Annotated in this window: 19 protein-coding genes, 1 pseudogene and 1 riboswitch; of the genes and pseudogenes, 13 read left to right on the forward strand and 7 right to left on the reverse strand. The window is 66.6% G+C overall.

What is annotated here, in order from left to right:
* Window positions 1-7: 7 nt before the first annotated feature.
* Window positions 8-1,060 carry a hypothetical protein gene (locus tag CIHUM_RS04275; protein WP_034999669.1) on the reverse strand — a complete coding sequence of 351 codons (1,053 nt, stop codon included), beginning with the start codon at window positions 1,058-1,060 and terminating at the stop codon, window positions 8-10.
* A 21-nt stretch (window positions 1,061-1,081) separates the two neighbouring features.
* Window positions 1,082-1,990 carry a DUF808 domain-containing protein gene (locus tag CIHUM_RS04280; RefSeq protein WP_034999672.1) on the reverse strand — a complete coding sequence of 303 codons (909 nt, stop codon included), beginning with the start codon at window positions 1,988-1,990 and terminating at the stop codon, window positions 1,082-1,084.
* A 155-nt stretch (window positions 1,991-2,145) separates the two neighbouring features.
* Here CIHUM_RS04280 and CIHUM_RS04285 point away from each other — a divergent pair, with 155 nt between their 5' ends.
* From CIHUM_RS04285 to CIHUM_RS04305, 5 genes are all read left to right on the forward strand, one after another.
* Entirely contained in the window at window positions 2,146-2,505 is a 360-nt protein-coding gene (locus CIHUM_RS04285) for a DUF2218 domain-containing protein (protein WP_034999674.1), read from the forward strand.
* 21 nt (window positions 2,506-2,526) lie between these two features.
* Window positions 2,527-2,644, forward strand: a riboswitch (TPP riboswitch).
* Window positions 2,641-3,258 carry an ECF transporter S component gene (locus tag CIHUM_RS04290; RefSeq protein ID WP_034999675.1) on the forward strand — a complete coding sequence of 206 codons (618 nt, stop codon included), beginning with the start codon at window positions 2,641-2,643 and terminating at the stop codon, window positions 3,256-3,258. It overlaps the preceding riboswitch by 4 nt.
* Window positions 3,259-4,605 carry an ABC transporter ATP-binding protein gene (locus CIHUM_RS04295; protein WP_034999677.1) on the forward strand — a complete coding sequence of 449 codons (1,347 nt, stop codon included), beginning with the start codon at window positions 3,259-3,261 and terminating at the stop codon, window positions 4,603-4,605.
* Window positions 4,602-5,363: an energy-coupling factor transporter transmembrane component T family protein gene (locus tag CIHUM_RS04300; protein WP_034999679.1), complete on the forward strand. Its 762-nt coding sequence runs from the start codon at window positions 4,602-4,604 to the stop codon at window positions 5,361-5,363. The genes CIHUM_RS04295 and CIHUM_RS04300 overlap by 4 nt, the downstream gene beginning before the upstream one ends.
* Window positions 5,360-5,827 (forward strand): nucleoside/nucleotide kinase family protein, encoded by a 468-nt coding sequence (locus CIHUM_RS04305; protein ID WP_273680241.1) that lies wholly within the window; start codon window positions 5,360-5,362, stop codon window positions 5,825-5,827. The genes CIHUM_RS04300 and CIHUM_RS04305 overlap by 4 nt, the downstream gene beginning before the upstream one ends.
* On the opposite strand, the pseudogene CIHUM_RS04310 reads toward CIHUM_RS04305, so the two are convergent.
* The 4 genes and pseudogenes from CIHUM_RS04310 to CIHUM_RS04325 form a co-directional block, all read right to left on the reverse strand.
* A pseudogene (locus CIHUM_RS04310) lies at window positions 5,814-6,425 on the reverse strand (ATP-binding cassette domain-containing protein); the annotation flags it as partial. The gene CIHUM_RS04305 and the pseudogene CIHUM_RS04310 sit on opposite strands and share 14 nt — an antisense overlap.
* Window positions 6,410-6,733 carry a hypothetical protein gene (locus CIHUM_RS04315; RefSeq protein WP_034999683.1) on the reverse strand — a complete coding sequence of 108 codons (324 nt, stop codon included), beginning with the start codon at window positions 6,731-6,733 and terminating at the stop codon, window positions 6,410-6,412. The gene CIHUM_RS04315 and the pseudogene CIHUM_RS04310, both read right to left, overlap by 16 nt.
* A gap of 364 nt (window positions 6,734-7,097) precedes the next feature.
* On the reverse strand, window positions 7,098-7,634 hold the full coding sequence (locus CIHUM_RS04320) for a ribonuclease FAU-1 family protein (protein WP_034999685.1): 537 nt from the start codon (window positions 7,632-7,634) through the stop codon (window positions 7,098-7,100).
* Window positions 7,635-7,637: 3 nt separating this feature from the next.
* Complete coding sequence (locus tag CIHUM_RS04325) at window positions 7,638-8,309, reverse strand: Rv1157c family protein (RefSeq protein ID WP_101494254.1); 672 nt, start codon at window positions 8,307-8,309, stop codon at window positions 7,638-7,640.
* Window positions 8,310-8,474: 165 nt separating this feature from the next.
* Between CIHUM_RS04325 and typA the strand changes: the two genes are divergently transcribed.
* The 8 genes from typA (at window position 8,475) to CIHUM_RS04365 (ending at window position 16,516) form a co-directional block, all read left to right on the forward strand.
* Window positions 8,475-10,391, forward strand: a complete 1,917-nt coding sequence (gene typA, locus CIHUM_RS04330) for a translational GTPase TypA (RefSeq protein WP_034999688.1) — start codon at window positions 8,475-8,477, stop codon at window positions 10,389-10,391.
* 11 nt (window positions 10,392-10,402) lie between these two features.
* Window positions 10,403-12,085 (forward strand): ABC transporter substrate-binding protein, encoded by a 1,683-nt coding sequence (locus tag CIHUM_RS04335; RefSeq protein WP_051106464.1) that lies wholly within the window; start codon window positions 10,403-10,405, stop codon window positions 12,083-12,085.
* Window positions 12,082-12,954, forward strand: coding sequence for an N-acetyl-1-D-myo-inositol-2-amino-2-deoxy-alpha-D-glucopyranoside deacetylase (mshB, locus tag CIHUM_RS04340; protein ID WP_034999690.1), 873 nt, complete (start codon window positions 12,082-12,084; stop codon window positions 12,952-12,954). The genes CIHUM_RS04335 and mshB overlap by 4 nt, the downstream gene beginning before the upstream one ends.
* Window positions 12,951-13,274 carry a hypothetical protein gene (locus CIHUM_RS04345; protein WP_034999691.1) on the forward strand — a complete coding sequence of 108 codons (324 nt, stop codon included), beginning with the start codon at window positions 12,951-12,953 and terminating at the stop codon, window positions 13,272-13,274. The genes mshB and CIHUM_RS04345 overlap by 4 nt, the downstream gene beginning before the upstream one ends.
* Before the next feature lie 13 nt (window positions 13,275-13,287).
* Complete coding sequence (gene fdxA, locus CIHUM_RS04350) at window positions 13,288-13,611, forward strand: ferredoxin (protein ID WP_034999693.1); 324 nt, start codon at window positions 13,288-13,290, stop codon at window positions 13,609-13,611.
* 4 nt (window positions 13,612-13,615) lie between these two features.
* Complete coding sequence (gene dapC, locus CIHUM_RS04355; protein ID WP_034999695.1) at window positions 13,616-14,716, forward strand: succinyldiaminopimelate transaminase; 1,101 nt, start codon at window positions 13,616-13,618, stop codon at window positions 14,714-14,716.
* Window positions 14,717-14,776: 60 nt separating this feature from the next.
* Window positions 14,777-15,340: a GtrA family protein gene (locus CIHUM_RS04360; RefSeq protein WP_243427167.1), complete on the forward strand. Its 564-nt coding sequence runs from the start codon at window positions 14,777-14,779 to the stop codon at window positions 15,338-15,340.
* A gap of 87 nt (window positions 15,341-15,427) precedes the next feature.
* On the forward strand, window positions 15,428-16,516 hold the full coding sequence (locus CIHUM_RS04365; protein WP_074432041.1) for an HNH endonuclease signature motif containing protein: 1,089 nt from the start codon (window positions 15,428-15,430) through the stop codon (window positions 16,514-16,516).
* Here CIHUM_RS04365 and CIHUM_RS04370 read toward each other — a convergent pair.
* On the reverse strand, window positions 16,459-16,992 hold the full coding sequence (locus tag CIHUM_RS04370; RefSeq protein WP_051106466.1) for a GNAT family N-acetyltransferase: 534 nt from the start codon (window positions 16,990-16,992) through the stop codon (window positions 16,459-16,461). The two genes, CIHUM_RS04365 and CIHUM_RS04370, sit on opposite strands and share 58 nt — an antisense overlap.

The following is a 16,992-nucleotide window of genomic DNA, read 5'->3' on the forward strand; positions in this document are numbered from 1 at the left end:
CTTTCGCTTATCGACGGTGGCGTCCGCCCCGCCGACGCTTCCTATTTTTCCTCCTGAGCTGGACTTTCTCCACTTCGGTAAGGTAGCCGCCCCGGGTGTTTTGCGCCGCAACTGCCGTCGGCTCCGGTCGCTTCGGCGCCTCGGTTTCGCCAGGCTCGTCCACGCGGCCGAACATCTCCGTCGGCGCGGCAACTTCTTCGGGGCGTGCGCCGCCGCCGAGGGAGACGTACCGGGCGGTGTGTTTCGGTTTGACTGTGTCGGCCGGGTCGGTGGCGAAGTCGCGCTCCACGGTGACGGCCCAGCCGCCGCCGGGAAACTCGATCAGCTGCCACGGCTCCGGGCGGCGCTGCGGTGCAGTACTCAAGGCGGGGATGTTCTCAATGCCCTCGTCCGGGGCGCCGGCGTCGAGGGCCGCCATGCCGCCCAGGACAACCGCGCGCGCCCACAGCCCGCCGTTGGGAAAGCCCGTCAGCCACTCCAGCACGGCCTCACCGTCGGGCCCGGCAATAGCGCCGAGGACGCGGCCGTCGAGGGTGGCCAGCGCGGTGCCGTCGATAGGCAAAAGCCCCACGAACCACTGGCCGGGGGAGCGGGCCGCAAGCTCATCGGCTGAGAACTCGCCGACGGAAGTGTCGACGACCAGCATGTCTCCCGGCAGTAGCACCGCAGCTTCCTCGGGTGCGTTGTTGCGCGGCACCGCGAGCTGCGGCTCCGGCAGCACCACGTGCACCTCGAAACGCCCCGTGTCTTCATTCAGGCTGACCGCGGCCACCGTTGCGGGCTGCAGAAACGACGAGTGGACGCGCTCCACCTCATCGAAGTGGGCGCGCCACTCGGGCGCGACCTCGCCGAGCACAGGACCAGGCAGCTCGCCGCCGCTGCGACGGCGCACGCGCCACGAGCGGTTCAGCGGGTTCGCCTCCAACACCACGTCGACGTACGTGGTGCCCCTGCGGCCCGCGAAATCGGAGAAGAGGGCGGCCTGCGAGACGTGGTCCACCGGGACTTCCACGCCGGCACCCCACGTGGACGGGGCGAGAGAGTACTGCTTGGCTGCCATGGGGCGAATTGTAGGCAGGCGTTAGCGCAACTTCTTCACCAGCTGCACCACGCCCAGCACAATGAAACCGACGATAAGGCCCGCCACCAGGGAAACGCCGGTATCCACCAGCCAGCCCAGCGCGCCGCCGCCGACGGCCTCCTGACCCATGGCGATGACGTCGTGCGGCCAGTGCCAGCCGAAGACCTCGTCGAAGCCGCGGATGAGCAGGTGGCCGCCCACCCAGAGCATTGCCACGGTGCCGATGATGCCGATGGCGTTGAGCACGTACGGCATGCCCTTGACCAGCGCACGGCCGGTGTTTTCGGCGTTGCCGCGCTTGATCATGCCGTGGCCGATGTCGTCGATCTTGACCAGCAGCGCCACGGCGCCGTAGACGGCGATGGTGATGAAGATCGCCACCGCGACCAGCACGGCGGCTTCCATCCACACCGACTGATCCTTGACCTCATCGAGGGAGATGAACATGATCTCCGTGGACAAGATCAGGTCCGTGCGGATAGCGCTGTTGACCAGCGTGTCTTCGTCCTGGTCGGACTTGTTGGCCGCCTTCTCGGCTTCCTCGTCGTCGTTAGAGGACAGCTTGTGGGCGATCTTTTCGGCACCCTCGAACGCGAGGTAGGTGCCGCCGAGCATGAGAATCGGGGTCAGCGCCCACGGCGCGAACGCGTTGAGCAGCAGCGCGACCGGCAAAATGAAGACCAGCTTGTTGCGCAGCGAGCCTTTGGTGATGCGCCAGATCATCGGCAGCTCGCGCGCCGGCGTGACCCCGTCGATGTACTGCGGGGTCACCGCAGCATCGTCGATGACCACGCCGGCGGCCTTCGAGGATGTCTTTGCGGTCATGCCCGCGACGTCGTCGATGCTCGCGGCGGCTTGGCGCGCGATCAAGGCGACGTCATCGAGCAGGGCGAGTAGGCCACCGGCCATGTGGATCCTTTCGAACGGGTGACATGAGTAGCGGGTGTGAGCACCACGGTCCCACAGTGTAAGGCAACGCGTCAGTTTCATCGGGCCGCACCTATAGAGCGAAAGTTTTTAAGCCTACGGGGTAAGGATTGCCTAACCTCTGCTAGGTTGTGGGCATGAAAATATCCCAGGCAAACGTGAAAACAGCCCGCCCCGAGCGCTACGCCAAACAGCTGGCTTCCCACTTCAGCAGGAAGGTCGAGGCGACGTGGGACGACACCACCCGCGAAGGCGCGATTACGTTCCGCGCGCAAGACGGCGCGGGTGAGAGCACTCGGTGCAGCCTCGCTGCGGGAGAGGGGGTGCTGCACTTGCGTATCGACGGCACCGCCGACGCTGTCGAGCGCATCGAACGCGTCGTCGGCACGCACCTCGTGCGCTTCGGTGCCCGGGACGGGCTGACCGTGCAGTGGCAGCGCGGCGACGGGTCGGGGCAAAGCTTCACAGCCTCCGAGACGGAGCCGCCCAGCCGATGATGTAGCATCATTTCAACAATTGAATGCCCACACGGGTGCTACCGCGGAAAATGCGGTGGCTGAGATGCCGAAGCGCTTCGGCGAACCGTTGAACCTGATCCGGGTAATGCCGGCGATAGGAAGGAAGATTCGCACATGACTGCGCCTGCAAACTCTGCCGCACCGAAGAACAACTCCTGGCGCGTGGTGGACATTGTCACCGCCGCCGTCCTTGGCGTGGCCTGCGGCCTGCTGTTTTGGGTGTGGAACAGCATCGGTGATGCGGGGTTTAAGGCGCTCGACGCCCTGACCCCGGGCCTCGGTGGTCTGGTCACCGGCATTTGGTTCACCGGCGGTGTGCTTGGCGGCCTGATCATCCGGAAGCCGGGTGCCGCGGTGTTCGTCGAGGTTGTCGCCGCATCCGTTTCCGCGGTACTTGGCAGCCAGTGGGGCATTGAGACGCTTTACTCGGGTCTGGCCCAGGGCTTCGGCGCCGAGCTGATCTTCCTGATCTTTGCTTACCGCCGCTTTGGCCTGTCCACGGCGGTGCTCTCCGGTATCGGCGCTGGTATCGGCGCGTTCATCCTGGAGCTGTTCCTCACGCCGAACCTGGCGATGAGCCTGCAGTTCAACCTCATCTACCTGGCCTGCCTGATCATTTCCGGTGCGGTCCTCGCGGGCGTGGCGGCCTACTACCTGGTCAAGGCGCTGGCGCAGACCGGCGCACTGGACCGCTTCGGCGCTGGCCGCGAGCGCTTCACCACAGCCGCGTAAATGTCGCTGGCCATCTCGGCGCGGGGGCTTTCCTACCAGCACGCCACGCGCCCGCAGCCCGCGTTTCGCAACGTCGACCTCGACATCGCGCGAGGGGAGCGGGTGCTCATCACCGGCGATTCGGGCTCGGGCAAGTCCACGTTGCTTGCGGTGATTGCCAAGCTTATCGACGACTCCGAGGACGGCAGCCGCGCCGGCACCTTACACGTGGACGGGACCGTCGGCATGGTGCTGCAGGACCCGGAGGCGCAGACGATCCTGTCGCGGGTGGGCGACGACGTCGCCTTCGGCGCCGAGAACCTCGGCGTACCCCGCGAGGAAATCTGGCCGCGTGTGCAGCGCGCCCTCGACGCCGTGGGCCTCGACATCCCCCTGGACCACCGCACCGCGCACTTGTCCGGCGGGCAGAAGCAGCGCCTGGCTTTGGCGGGCGTGATCGCGATGGGGGCGGACATCCTCATCCTGGACGAGCCCACCGCCAACCTGGATCCGCGCGGGCGCGACGAGGTCATCGCCGCGGTGGACCGCGTCTGCCAGCGCACCGGCGCCACCTTGATCGTGGTGGAGCACCGCCCGAAGCACTGGGCGCACGTAGTTCAGACCTACTACCGCCTGGACCAGACGGGCCTTTCCCGCATCAGCGCCGACGAGCTGCCGGACGCCCCGGCCCTGCCGCCGGCGAAGAAGGTGCCACGGGGAGTGCCTGCGGCCGTCGCAACGCAGGAGGTGCTCACACGTTTCGGCCCGCCGCGCACCATGCACGCGCCGGAGGGGTATTCCACCGTGATTACCGGTGAGAACGGCTCCGGCAAGACCACGCTGGTGCAGGTGTTGGCGGGCTTGACCCCGCCGGAAAAGGGCGAAGTTGAGTACTCGGAGACGATCCGGCAGGGGCTGGCCTCCCCGTCGATTACATGGTCGTCGAAGGATCTGGCCAGCCGCATAGGGTATGTGTTCCAGGAACCGGAGCACCAGTTCGTCACCGCCACCGTGCGCGAGGAGATGGCGCTGTCCGGCGCGCCGCGGGAGCGTATCGACGACCTGTTGCACCGCCTGCGCCTGGAGCACCTGGTGGACGCGAACCCGTTCACCCTCTCCGGCGGCGAAAAGCGACGCCTGTCGGTGGCCACCGCGCTGGTCAACGCCCCGCAGCTGCTCATCCTGGACGAGCCCACGTTCGGCCAAGACGACCGCACCTTCGTCGAACTCGTCGGCCTGATCCGCGAGCTGAGGGAGCAGGGCGTGACCGTCATGTCCATCACCCACGACGAGGCGTTCATCGCCTCGCTGGGCGACCACGTGGAACGCGTCCTCGCAAGCTCGGACGCTGAGGGAGATGGCCGATGAACCTGCTGCGCGGCATCAACCCCGTTACCCGCATCCTCGGCCTGGTGCTTTTAACCACGCCGCTGATGTTGACCATCGACTGGGTCTCCGCCACCTGCGTGCTCGCGTTCACGCTGCTCATGGTGCCTGTGTGCGGTCTGGGCTACGGCCGCTTTTTCAAGCGCGCACTGCCGATCCTGCTCATCGCGCCGCTGGCGGGTATCCCCATGGCGCTCTACGGCCAGGCAGGCGGGGAAACCTACCTCGAGTGGGGACTGGTGCAAGTCACCGAGCTGTCCGTGTCGCTGGCGTGGGCGGTGATCCTGCGCGTGCTCGCGATCGCGCTGCCGGTGGTGCTGCTGTCTGCGGACGTGGACCCCACCGACCTGGGCGACGGGCTCGCGCAAGTGCTGCACCTGCCGGAACGCTTCGTCATCGGCACCGTCGCGGCACTTCGCATGCTCACGCTGCTGCGCGACGACCTCGATGCCATGCGCCGCTCCCGCCGCGCCCGCGGCATTGCCGACCAGGGGAAAATCAAGTACTGGTTCTCCCTGTCCTTCGGCCTGTTGGTGATGTCGCTGCGCCGCGCCGGCAAGCTCGCCACCGCCATGGAAGCGCGCGGCTTCGGCGGGCCGAACAAGCGCTCCTGGGCGCGCGAATCCAAGCTGCACTCCCGGGACTGGGCGGTCATGGCCGCCTGCCTCGCCGTCGCGCTCGCCGCTCTCGCGCTTGCGTGGGCGACCGGCTACCTTCGCCCGGTGTGGGCGGTGCGATGACGTACACCCTGCTTATCGACGGCCCCTCGGGCTCCGGCAAAACCACCCTCGCCAACCACATCGGCTTCGTGCTAGGCATCCAGGTGGTGCACTTGGACGATTTCTACCCAGGCTGGGGCGGGCTGGCCGAGGGTGCCCGGATGGTCGCCGACGACGTCCTCGACCCGGTTGCACCCGGGTTCTGGCGCTGGGATTGGGAGCAGGATAGACGTGCAGAATGGGTGCCGTTGGTGCCCGGCGCGGACCTCGTGGTGGAGGGGGTGGGGGCGGTGACGGAGGCGTCGATAAGCAAGGCGAAAGCGCGCGGGGACGTGGACACGCTGAGGGTGACCGCGGCCGATGCGACGCGAAAAGCCCGGGCCCTGAAGCGGGACCCGGGCTACGCGCCTTGGTGGGACATGTGGGCCGAGCAGGAAAAACTCCTGCCCGTACTCCCCGTGGACGTGGAGGTTAGGAGGGTGTGACCTCCTCCGGCTTGTACACCGTGCGCTCGCGCGCACGCTCCGCGTCCGGATCGGGGATCGGAATCGCAGACAACAACGCCTTGGTGTAGGGGTGCTGCGGGTTGTCGAAGACGTCGTCGGTGTCGCCGAACTCCACAAAGTCGCCCTTGTACATCACCGCCACGCGGTCCGACAGGTGGCGCACCACCGACAGGTCGTGGGCGACAAACAGGTAGGACAGGCCCAGCTTGCGCTTGAGCGAATCCAGCAGGTTGATCACGCCGGCCTGGATGGACACGTCGAGCGCCGAGACCGGCTCATCCAGCACGATCACGGACGGGTTGGTCGCCAACGCGCGGGCCAGGCCGATGCGCTGGCGCTGGCCACCGGAAAAGTGCCCGGGGAAACGGTCGATCTGCTTCGCGTCTAGACCCACCGTGCGCATCAGCTCGGAGATGCGGGCGTCTTTGTCGCCCTCGTAGCCGAGGGCGTCCAGCGGCTCCTGGATGATTTCCTTGACCGTCATGCGCGGGTTGAGCGAGCTCATCGGGTCCTGGAAGACCATCTGGATGTTCTTTCGCGCCTCGCGTCGTTGCGCGGAGTTCATCTGCGCTGCATCCTGGGAGAACGGGTGTACAGGTTCATGTTCGCGTGGAACATATTCTGCTGCTCGGCGATTTCGGTGATCGCGAGCGTGAGTTCGCCGCCGTCCTGGATCTGGTCGCGCTCGAGCGGGTTGTAGTCGCCCGCGGCGTTGACTTCGAGCTTCTCGCCGTTGTCGCCAGAGTTCTTAGACTTGGTGTTCGCGGTGTCTTGGCCGCCACCTGCGGTTGTGCCCTCGGTGTTTCCGTCCGAGGAGCAGGAGGCGAGGACGAGGGAGATGGAGGAGAGGCCGGCGAGAGCCGCGACGCGGAGGCGTTTGCTCATGGTCAGTTCCTTTCATAGGTCGTCCGTTCGCAGTGTGCTTTGCGACGGTTGCCCAAGGCGGGCAATGGTGCCGGTAGATTCCGGCGGCCCCTGCACACGACACCGTTTTGGTAAACACGACGTGAATCAGGTTGAACACAACCTACCGCGCGTGTCATCTAGTTCACATTGCTTTGGCAAAGTATTTTGCGTTTTATGCCCAGTGATTTTTCAGCGAATTTGCATGGAACTGAAAAAGTGCACGTCAATCGCGGCATTTGGTCGCTCTTGATATAGCTGCCCAGCTATAGAAAAAGTGAATGATATTTGTGCAACGCAAAAACCCCACCCGCCGCTGCGGCGGATGGGGTTAACGGAAGGTGAATTAACCGGCCGGGGTTAGCTCCACATTGTCGGCCCACGTCAGTTCGATGCCTTGGGCGCGCAGCCACTCCATGGCGTCGTCGCCGTGGCGGGTGATGCCTTCGACGGCGGCCAGCGTGACGTCGATAGCCTTCTCGGCGTCCTCGGCGGTGATGAAGCCCGCAGAGGTGGCGGCGGCGAGCTCGTCGATGTCGAGAACGTCGATCGGGTTGCCGGTCAGCGACACGAGGTCGACGTACAGGTCGCGGGTGCTCCACACCTCACCGTCGACGTCGATGTCGGCGACGTCGAAGTAGAAGTCCTGCTCCCGCCCGGCGCCCTCGCGGAAGTGGAAGATGTTTGCGCGCAGCCCCAGCTCCGGCAGCAACCAACTCTCCAGGTAGCCGAACTCCGGGTGGTCCGCGCCGCGGCCCATGTACAGGCCAAAGTCCGTGATGCGGAACGTGTCCACCTCGCGCAAAAACCCCTTCGGGTCGGTGTTGATGTTCGCTGCGGTGTCGAACGTCTCCTGCTTCACGGGGTGTAGATCGGCGGCCATGGGTTACCTCACGTCAATCGATGCGGCGGTCGGTGCGAAGGGGCAGACCTTGTCGACGGTGCGCACACTCCCGTCAACAACTGCCAGAACCCGCCCAGAGCCCGTGTCCGCGGTTGCGGACACGGTGGCCGGTCCTGTGGGGTTAATCCCGTTGTTGTCCAACGGCGTTACGCCGGTGCGGAAATTGGCCAGGTTAATCCAGTACACCTTCATGCCGCCCTGCTCCTTCGCGGCCGCCGGGGTGCCCAGCGCGGTGAAGACGAAGGTGGTTTGGCCGGCCTTCGCGCCCGGGGCGGGGGACTGGGCGGGCCCGGGTACTGCGATCGCGGAGGCGGTGGAGTGCAGTCCCTCGCCGATGCAGTTGCCGGAGACGGTGGGCCAGTAGAACTGGGTGAACCGTGGGGCGTTCGCAGGCAGGGGCGGGCCGCCGATTTCGTCGCCACCCGCGTAGAACTGCACCGCGGTGCGCAGCGCGTTGCCCACCTTTTGCGGGACGTGAGGCTGATCTGCGAACGCGTTGACGCGCGCGACAGTCTCGGGCGTGGGCCGGCCCAGCGGGTCGAGGAAAGAGGACTGCGCAGAAGCAGTTTGCTTGGCGACGCCTCCGGTCACCAACAAACCGGCAGCGCACACCGCCGCAACGACGGTCCTGGAGAGTGAAAGGTAGTTGTGCACTTGCGCCACATTAGTCACATCCGTAACAACGTCAAGCGGAACTGGGATATCACTGTGGGAACCGTGCGCGCGCATCGCCCCGGTTTGCTGGCGGGATAATGCGATTTAGTGCAGGCGGGAGTATCGTTTAGGCGTTATTTCCGCCAACGCAAAGGACCTATCTCTGTGTCGCACCCTGAATTTCGCAACGTAGCCATCGTCGCCCACGTCGACCACGGTAAAACCACCCTGGTCAACGCCATGCTGGAACAGTCCGGCGTGTTCGGCGACCACGGCGAACACGGCGACCGCGTGATGGACTCCGGGGAGCTCGAGTCCGAGCGCGGCATCACCATCCTGGCCAAGAACACCGCCATCCGCCGCGCCGGCAAGGGCAAGGACGGCGCGGACCTGATCATCAACGTCATTGACACCCCGGGCCACGCCGACTTCGGCGGCGAGGTCGAGCGCGGCCTGTCCATGGTCGACGGCGTTGTCTTGCTTATCGACGCATCCGAAGGCCCGCTGCCGCAAACCCGCTTCGTGCTCGGCAAGGCACTCGAAGCCAAGAAACCGGTCATCATCTGCGTGAACAAGACCGACCGCCCGGACGCCCGCATCGACGAGGTCGTCGAAGAAGCCCAGGACCTGCTCCTCGAGCTCGGCGCTGGCCTGGAGGACCCGGAAGCCGCAGAGGCCGCCGAGAACCTGCTCGAGCTGCCGGTGCTCTACACCTCCGGCCGCGCCGGCCGCGCCTCCCTGGAAAACCCGGGCAACGGCAACCTGCCGGACAACGAGGATCTGCAGCCGCTGTTCGACGTCATCTACGACGTGCTGCCGGAGCCGTCCGCGGAGATCGACGCGCCGTTCCAGGCACAGGTGACCAACCTGGACTCTTCCTCCTTCCTGGGCCGTATCGGCCTGATCCGCGTGTTCAAGGGTTCCGTGAAGAAGGGCCAGACCGTCGCCTGGGTCCACTACGATTCCGAAGGTAACCAGCAGGTCAAGAACGTCAAGATCGCGGAGCTTCTGGTCACCGAGGGCCTGGACCGCGTCCCGGCCACCGGCGACGTGGTCGCAGGCGACATCGCCGCCGTCTCCGGCGTCGAGGACATCATGATCGGCGACACGCTGTGCGATCCGGAAAACGTCGAGCCGCTGCCGCGCATCGCCATCGACGCCCCGGCGATCTCCATGACCATCGGCGTGAACACCTCCCCGATGGCCGGCCGCAACGGCGGTGACAAGCTCACCGCCCGCATGGTCAAGGCCCGGCTGGACCAGGAGCTGATCGGTAACGTCTCCATCAAGGTGCTGCCCACCGAGCGTCCTGACGCCTGGGAGGTGCAGGGCCGCGGCGAGATGGCCCTGACCGTGCTCATCGAGACCATGCGCCGCGAAGGCTTCGAGCTGACCGTGGGCAAGCCGCAGGTGGTGACCAAGGAGGTCGACGGCAAGACCTACGAGCCGTACGACCACATGATCATCGACGTGCCCGCCGAGCACCAGGGCGCCGTCACCCAGCTGATGGCCAGCCGCAAGGGTCAGATGACCTCGATGGGCAACGCCGGCTCCGGCGACTGGGTGCGCATGGAGTTCGACGTGCCGTCGCGAGGCCTGATCGGCTTCCGCACCACCTTCCTCACCGAGACCCGCGGCGCCGGCATCGCCAACTCGTACTCCATCGAGCACCGCCCGTGGGCCGGCGAGATCAAGGGCCGCCCGACCGGCTCCCTGGTCGCCGACCGCTCCGGCCAGGTCACCGCCTACGCGCTGCAGCAGCTGGCAGACCGCGGCGACTTCTTCGTCGAGCCGGGCGTGGACGCCTACGAAGGCATGGTGGTGGGCGCGAACTCCCGCGACGAGGACATGGACGTCAACATCACCAAGGAAAAGAAGCTGACCAACATGCGCGCCGCCTCCGCGGACGCCACCGTCACGCTGCAGAAGGCCCGCACCCTGTCCCTGGACGAGGCCATCGAGTTCTGCGACGACGACGAGTGCGTCGAGGTTGCACCCGAGGCGATGCGCGTGCGCAAGATCATCCTCAACGCCACCGAGCGCGGCCGCGCCCGCTCCCGCGCGAAGCAGAAGAACAGCTAGCCTGTTCTTCCATGCACCCAAGTAGAACGCGCCGCCCAGCCACCCGCGCTGCGGCGGCGTTTTCCGTGCTCTGCCTAGTGGCGTCGTGCGCGGCCAACCCTGGCCCGCCGCCGTTGGTGGAACCGGAGGACCGCCCGGATGCCGTCTCGGAGCGCGACGCCGATAGCGACGGCTCAGACAGCGCTAGCAGCGCAGACAACGCCGAGGAGCAAGGCACCAACCAGGAACCGGCCAATGGACGTCCGCAGGCGCAGATCGGCGTCGACCCGGTACGCGCGGGGTTCAACCCGCACCTAGTCGGCGACGAGTCCGCCGTGGTGCGCGGCATCGCAGACCTTGTCCTGCCCAGCGCGTTCCAAGCAGACGGCGCAAAAGACCCGAACCTGCTCGTCGGCGCGTCGGTGCTGCCGACGTCCCCGGACGCGTTCACGGTCCGGTACGTCATCGCGCCGAACGCCCAGTGGTCCGACGGCACCCCGATCACCGGCGCGGACTTCGCCTACCTGTGGCGCGGCATGACAAAAACCGCCGGCGTGGTGAGCCCGGCAGCGTACCGCGCGGTGTCGAACGTGCGAGTCAGCGGCCCCGGCGGCAAGGTCGTGGACGTGGATTTCGCGCAGCCGGTGGCGAGTTGGAAGGTGCTGTTTCGGCACCTTTTACCGTCGCACTTACTCGCCGCCGACGCCGCCGATTTCGCTTACGCGCTGCGCAACACCGTCCCCGCCTCCGCGGGGCGTTACCTGGTGCGCAGCGTGGACCGCGCGCACGGCACCGTCACGCTGAACCGCAACGACAGGTTCTGGGGGCCGGACCCGGCGCCGATTGACATTCTCACTCTCGCCGCGGCGCGCGACACCACCCAGGTGGCGGACCAGCTGCGCAGCGGCCAGCTGGCGTTCGTGGACATGGTGCCGCAGGACACCACCGAGGATGTTCTCGGGCTCATCCCGGGTGCGGACACCCGCACGTTTGCGGGCACCCGCACCCTCGGTGTGACGCTTTCGGCCACCAGCGGGCTTTCGGCGCAGGCGCGCGCCGAGGTGCGTTCGCTTATCGACGTCCCCCTGCTCGCCCACATCGCCGCCCGCCGCAGCACCAACGTTCACGCCGCGGCACCCACCGAACCTGGCTCGCTGGCGCTGCTGCACGCACTGGCTGCGGACGGCAAGGTGCTGCGCGTGGCAGCCGACACCGCGGACCCAGCGGCCACCGCGGCCGCGCGTTCGCTGGTGGATTTGCTGGACGCCGCCGGCGTGCCCGCACGCATCGTGGCCAACGAGCTGCCCGCCATCGCCGCGCGCAGCTTACCTGCAGGCGAGGTGGACGTTGTGGTGCACTGGCGCAACGACGGCGACTCCGCAGACACCCTGGCCAGCCGCATCGCCTGCCCTGCGGAGACCGGCCGCGCCGGAAATCTCGCCGGCTTTTGTTCGGTGGCCGGCGACGAGTTTGCCCGCGCAATCCTCGCGGGCGAGATTCCGCCCGCCGTTGCAGCTGAGCGCGCCGCGGCGATTGAGCACCGCGAAGCGCTCTGGGTGCCTCTGCTGCACGAAACGCGCCTTGCCGCCACCGCGGGCGGGGTGCGCGCGGCCGGCACGCAGCCGGGGCAGTGGCCGGGCGGGTTGTCGTCGGCAGGCAAGTGGAAGCTAGCCGATACAGTGAAGCGGCGATCAACAACTCAGGAGGTTCCATGACCGTTCGAGACCTTTCCGGCTACCGCGTTGTCGCCGTGCACGCCCACCCCGACGACGAAGCAATCACCACCGCCGGCGCCCTCGCAGACCTTTCCGCCCGCGGCGCGGACGTGCTGGTGGTCACCTGCACCCTCGGCGAGGAAGGCGAAGTCATCGGAGAGCCGTATCAGCACCTCGTGGTCGATGAAGCGGACCAGCTCGGCGGTTTTCGCATCCAGGAGCTGCGGCGCTCCCTGGACGCGATCGGTGCGCGCGGGCAGTTCCTCGGCGGCGCCGGCCGCTTCCGTGACTCCGGTATGGCGGGCTCGCCCGCGAGCCGAAACCCGCGGGCGTTTGTGAATTCGGGCGACGTGGCCGTCGAGAAGCTTGCTGCCATCTTCGAAGCGGAAAAGCCGCACCTTGTGATCACCTACGGCCCCGACGGCGGCTACGGCCACCCGGATCACATCCGCGTCCACGAGATCACCCACGCCGCCGCCGAGCGTGTGGATGTCCCGCGAATCATGTGGGCGGTGCGGCTTGCCGAGGAGACCGCGGCGCTCATGCCCACCGAGGCCCCCGAGGGCTGGCGCCTGCCCGAAGACGGCGAGCTCGACGGCGTGGACACCTCCGATATCCGCGTCGAGCTCAACGACGCCGCCTACAGCGCCAAGGTGGAAGCGATGCGCGCGCACGCCACGCAACTGTGGATCGCGGACGGGCGCACCACCGACGTCAACCCGCACGCCGCGCTCGCCGCGGGCCCGGTGGTGTACTACGCGCTGTCCAACCTGATCATCCAGCCGATCCAGCGCGTCGAGCACTACCAGTTGGGCGCGGGGCTTCCGCTTCACGACGGCACTTCGCTGCTCGCCGGGATCGCGCGATGACCCAACCCGTCGTGCGCGACGACTTCTCTCGGGGCGAAGCCGTTGCCGGTTTAGTGTGGCTCAGCGTCGGCGCACTGGTCTCGCTCGCGCTGGAAGTGGTCTACCTCAGCTGGATCTGGGCGGTTGTGGCGCTGCTGTTTAACGCGGTGCTGACGAAGACGGCGCGGCTGTGGTCCCAGACGTGGGCGCTCGCGCCGCTGGGGGTGTGGGGATGCGCGTTTTTCATTTCACTGGCCATACTCCCGCCAACCGGCTGGTCGCTAGTGCTATTCGTCGCCGGCATAGTGGGTGGCGTTTGGCCCCTGGTTCGACGGAAGTGACATACTGTTTGCCATGACTTACGTGATTGCTCAACCGTGCGTCGATATCTTGGACCGCAGCTGCGTTGAAGAGTGCCCCGTCGACTGCATCTACGAGGGAAAGCGCATGCTCTACATCCACCCCGACGAGTGCGTCGACTGCGGCGCCTGCGAGCCGGCATGCCCGGTCGAGGCCATCTTCTACGAGGACGACACCCCCGACGAGTGGGCCGAATACTATGATGTCAACGTCGGCTTCTTCGACGAACTCGGCTCCCCAGGCGGTGCCGCCAAGACCGGCCCGCAGGACTTCGACCACCCGTTCGTGGCCGCCCTGCCGCCGCAGAACCAGGACTAGGCCCTTGGCTCGCACTCCACTCGGATCGCGGCTACCGGACTTTCCCTGGGACACCATCGCGGACGTGCGCGAACGCGCGGCCGCGCACGAAGGAGGGCTGATCGACCTGTCCGTCGGCGGCCCCGTCGACCCGGTCGCGCCGTCGATCCAACTCGCGCTGACCGAGGCCGCCGCGGCCCCCGGCTACCCGCAGACCGCTGGCACGCCTGAACTGCGTGCCACGATCGTCTCCTCGCTTGCCCGCCGCTTCGGCATCGCCGCGCTGAACGAGCGCTCCGTGCTGCCCGTCATCGGCCTGAAGGAGGCCGTGGCGTGGCTGCCCACGCTTTTGGGCCTGCGCGGCGCGAAGGTGGTCATCCCGGAGGTCGCGTACCCCACCTACGAGGTCGGCGCCCTGATGGCCGAATGCGAAGTCGTGCGTTGCGACGACCCCGCGGCTGCCCCGCGCGACGCCTCGCTAGTCTTCGTCAACTCCCCGTCGAACCCGACCGGGGCAGTGGTGTCCGCAGAGCAGATGCGTGCCTGGGTGGAGTTCTCCCGCGACACCGGCGCAATCATCGCCTCCGACGAGTGCTACCTCTACCTCGGCTGGTCCGCCGAGCCGGTGTCCATCCTGCACCCCTCCGTCACCGGCGGCGACAACACCGGGCTCCTCGCCCTGCACTCGCTGTCGAAGACGTCCAACCTGGCGTCCTATCGCGCCGGCACCATCTCCGGCGACGAGAAGCTGGTGCAGGAGCTGCTTCTCGTGCGCAAGCACTCCGGCCTCATCGTGCCGGGCCCCATCCAGGCCGCCATGGTCGCGGCCCTCGGCGACGACTTGCACGAGGAACTGCAGCGCTCCACCTACGCCACGCGCCGCGTCGAACTCATGAAGGCGCTGCCTGAAGCAGGCTTTACTATCGACGACTCTGATGCCGGGTTGTACCTTTGGTGCCGTCGAGAAGCAATGAGCTCCCGCGAAATCCTGGAATGGCTCGCGGACCGCGGCATCCTGGCAGCCCCCGGCCACTTCTACGGGCCCGCCGGCGCGAACCACGTGCGCATCTCGCTGACCGCCACCGACGATCGCATCAACGAAGCCGCCAAGCGCCTGATTTCATAGCGTCGACCTCCCGCGACTACACTCACGTAAGTTTTGCGTACTTTTCCGAGGAGGTTGACCGTGACGCACGAGCACACCGCCGCCCCAGCCGGCGGGAGCACAGCGGTGCGATTCGTCGCCGGACTGCGCCAGTTTCTGCGCTTCGGCATCGTCGGCGGCTCCGGCGTGCTGGTCAACTTTATCGTGTTCTACTTGGCTAACAAGGCCCTGGAAAACGGCCTTGACCTCCACGCCAACGACGTGGTGATGCAACTTGGTTCCACCCGCTGGAACGTGCGCTGGTACCACGTCATGTACACCCTGGCGTTCGTGCTGGCCAACACCTGGAACTACCAGCTCAACCGCTCCTGGACATTCCGTGGGGTGCACGCGCGCTCCTGGCTGCGCGGGTTCTTCCCCTTCTTGGCCACCGGCGCGCTCGCGTTCGCGGTGTCGCTGACGTGCATGACGCTTTTGATGAACCCCACCACGCCAGTTGGCCTGCCGGACCACATCTTCGACGACTCCTCCGGGCTGCGCACCAAGTCCTACTGGGCGCTAGCCATCTCGACGTTCATTGCCATGCCGGTAAACTTCATCATCAACAGATTCTGGACCTTCGGAAAACTAAAATCCGCCGTCTAGCTGGGGATTGTGAAATTCTCAGGAAAAGTTATCCACATTTTGGCCCGGGTCTAGTGTCGGGGCTTGCGCGGTCATAGCTTGTCTGCCATGACACCATTCCAAGTGTTTCTGAACACACAACCGACCATCCGCGTGCTTGAAGGCTTTGACAAGCGCGCCGCCATCGCCGCCGGCGTGATACCAAACCTGGCCAGCAAGTGGGAAGCCATCCACAAGGTCTATTTCGGCGCCACCCGATGGACCAAACACCAACGCCTCGCCCGCAAGGCCGCCGAAGAGTTCCCGCTGAGCCAGCTGGTCTACATCGAAGATCGGTTAAAGAAGATCCCCAACGAAGCCGAGCGGTGGCGCGTGCGCCGCAAGCTGCTGGAAAAGTTCAGCACCCACCACGAGCTCAAAGCGAAAGCGGACCGGCTGATTCTTAAACCGGCGCGGACCAAACCGAAGCTGCAGGTCACTTTTGGACGGTCGGTGCACGGCCGACGAACGATCCGCATTACTGCCGACGAGCACGACGCCGCCGACATCGAGGCCTACCTGCGCGAGGACCTCGACCCGACCAAGCCACCGGGACCGCAGATGCTGCGAAGATTCCTCGATCTGGTCCGCGGCTGCGGAGGGGGCATACCTTTCGCCGCGCGTCGCCCGATCGTGGTTGTTGGGCTGGACCAGCACGTGCAGATCCTCTCCGGCGACGGAGACGACGTGATCCTCGGGCTCACCGACGGCACGACCATCACCGGCGCCGAATACCTGGCATCGGAGCCCGAGCTCGCGGAAGTCGCGCTGTTCCACCCGACCGAAGGTGCGTTGAACCTGTACCAGACGCAGCGCTACGCCAACGACAAGCAGCGCGACCTCGCCCGGATGACGTTGACCGTGTGCCCGTGGCCGGGCTGCCGCCACGGCTCCGATGCCTGCGAGATCCACCACATGCAGTCCTGGGCCGAAGGCGGCGAGACGAACATGCGCAACCTCGTGCCGGTGTGCCGCTACCACAACCAGGTCAACCACGACATCGGCTCGCACGCGAACCGCCGCGGCAGCGTCAAACGCGTCAAGGGCAAGCCCATGTGGGTATCGCCCAACGGGGTCCCCGCGGCGAACCGGTACCACCCCTACGGGGCGATGGAGGTGCTGTTCGGCTCCGGTTCCTCTGGAGCGCGGAGCACGTAGCGGGCCATCTGGTCCTCGTGGCCGCGCAGGCGCACCGGGTCGGGGAGAAGCCCGTCGTATGTGAAGCCTGCTTTCTCGGCCGTGCGGCGCGAGGCAGCGTTGTCCACGGCAATGTGCAGTTCTAGCCGCCGCAGACCTTGGGTGTACGCGTGGGCGGCGACAAGTCGCAGTGCGCGGGCGGTGAGCCCCTGGCCGCGGGCCCACGGCGCGGTGTTGTAACCCAGTACACCGCCGGGGCGTAGTTCGATGTTGCCGCTGTGCCGGACGTCAACCACATACGCCCACCGCTCGACACCCTCCGGCACAACGGCGAGGAATTCGTCGGCGTGCTCGGGCGTGTAGGGGTGCGGCACGGTGGTCCAGCGCACCATTACCGGGTCGTTGCACGACGCGATGATGTCGGCGCGCACCCCTGGCAACGATTCGACATCGCGCCAGGGGAGCAGCGTCAGCTCCGTGTCCCGGAGGAGGGGCAC

Source organism: Corynebacterium ihumii, assembly GCF_028609825.1.
In the GTDB taxonomy this organism is placed as follows: domain Bacteria; phylum Actinomycetota; class Actinomycetes; order Mycobacteriales; family Mycobacteriaceae; genus Corynebacterium; species Corynebacterium afermentans.

Coding starts and splice junctions, on each gene's coding strand:
- CIHUM_RS04275 (WP_034999669.1), bottom strand. CDS start 1,060: ATGGCAGCCAAGCAGTACTCTCTCGCCCCGTCCACGTGGGGTGCCGGC.
- CIHUM_RS04280 (WP_034999672.1), bottom strand. CDS start 1,990: ATGGCCGGTGGCCTACTCGCCCTGCTCGATGACGTCGCCTTGATCGCG.
- CIHUM_RS04285 (WP_034999674.1), top strand. CDS start 2,146: ATGAAAATATCCCAGGCAAACGTGAAAACAGCCCGCCCCGAGCGCTAC.
- CIHUM_RS04290 (WP_034999675.1), top strand. CDS start 2,641: ATGACTGCGCCTGCAAACTCTGCCGCACCGAAGAACAACTCCTGGCGC.
- CIHUM_RS04295 (WP_034999677.1), top strand. CDS start 3,259: ATGTCGCTGGCCATCTCGGCGCGGGGGCTTTCCTACCAGCACGCCACG.
- CIHUM_RS04300 (WP_034999679.1), top strand. CDS start 4,602: ATGAACCTGCTGCGCGGCATCAACCCCGTTACCCGCATCCTCGGCCTG.
- CIHUM_RS04305 (WP_273680241.1), top strand. CDS start 5,360: ATGACGTACACCCTGCTTATCGACGGCCCCTCGGGCTCCGGCAAAACC.
- CIHUM_RS04315 (WP_034999683.1), bottom strand. CDS start 6,733: ATGAGCAAACGCCTCCGCGTCGCGGCTCTCGCCGGCCTCTCCTCCATC.
- CIHUM_RS04320 (WP_034999685.1), bottom strand. CDS start 7,634: ATGGCCGCCGATCTACACCCCGTGAAGCAGGAGACGTTCGACACCGCA.
- CIHUM_RS04335 (WP_051106464.1), top strand. CDS start 10,403: ATGCACCCAAGTAGAACGCGCCGCCCAGCCACCCGCGCTGCGGCGGCG.
- mshB (WP_034999690.1), top strand. CDS start 12,082: ATGACCGTTCGAGACCTTTCCGGCTACCGCGTTGTCGCCGTGCACGCC.
- CIHUM_RS04345 (WP_034999691.1), top strand. CDS start 12,951: ATGACCCAACCCGTCGTGCGCGACGACTTCTCTCGGGGCGAAGCCGTT.
- fdxA (WP_034999693.1), top strand. CDS start 13,288: ATGACTTACGTGATTGCTCAACCGTGCGTCGATATCTTGGACCGCAGC.
- CIHUM_RS04365 (WP_074432041.1), top strand. CDS start 15,428: ATGACACCATTCCAAGTGTTTCTGAACACACAACCGACCATCCGCGTG.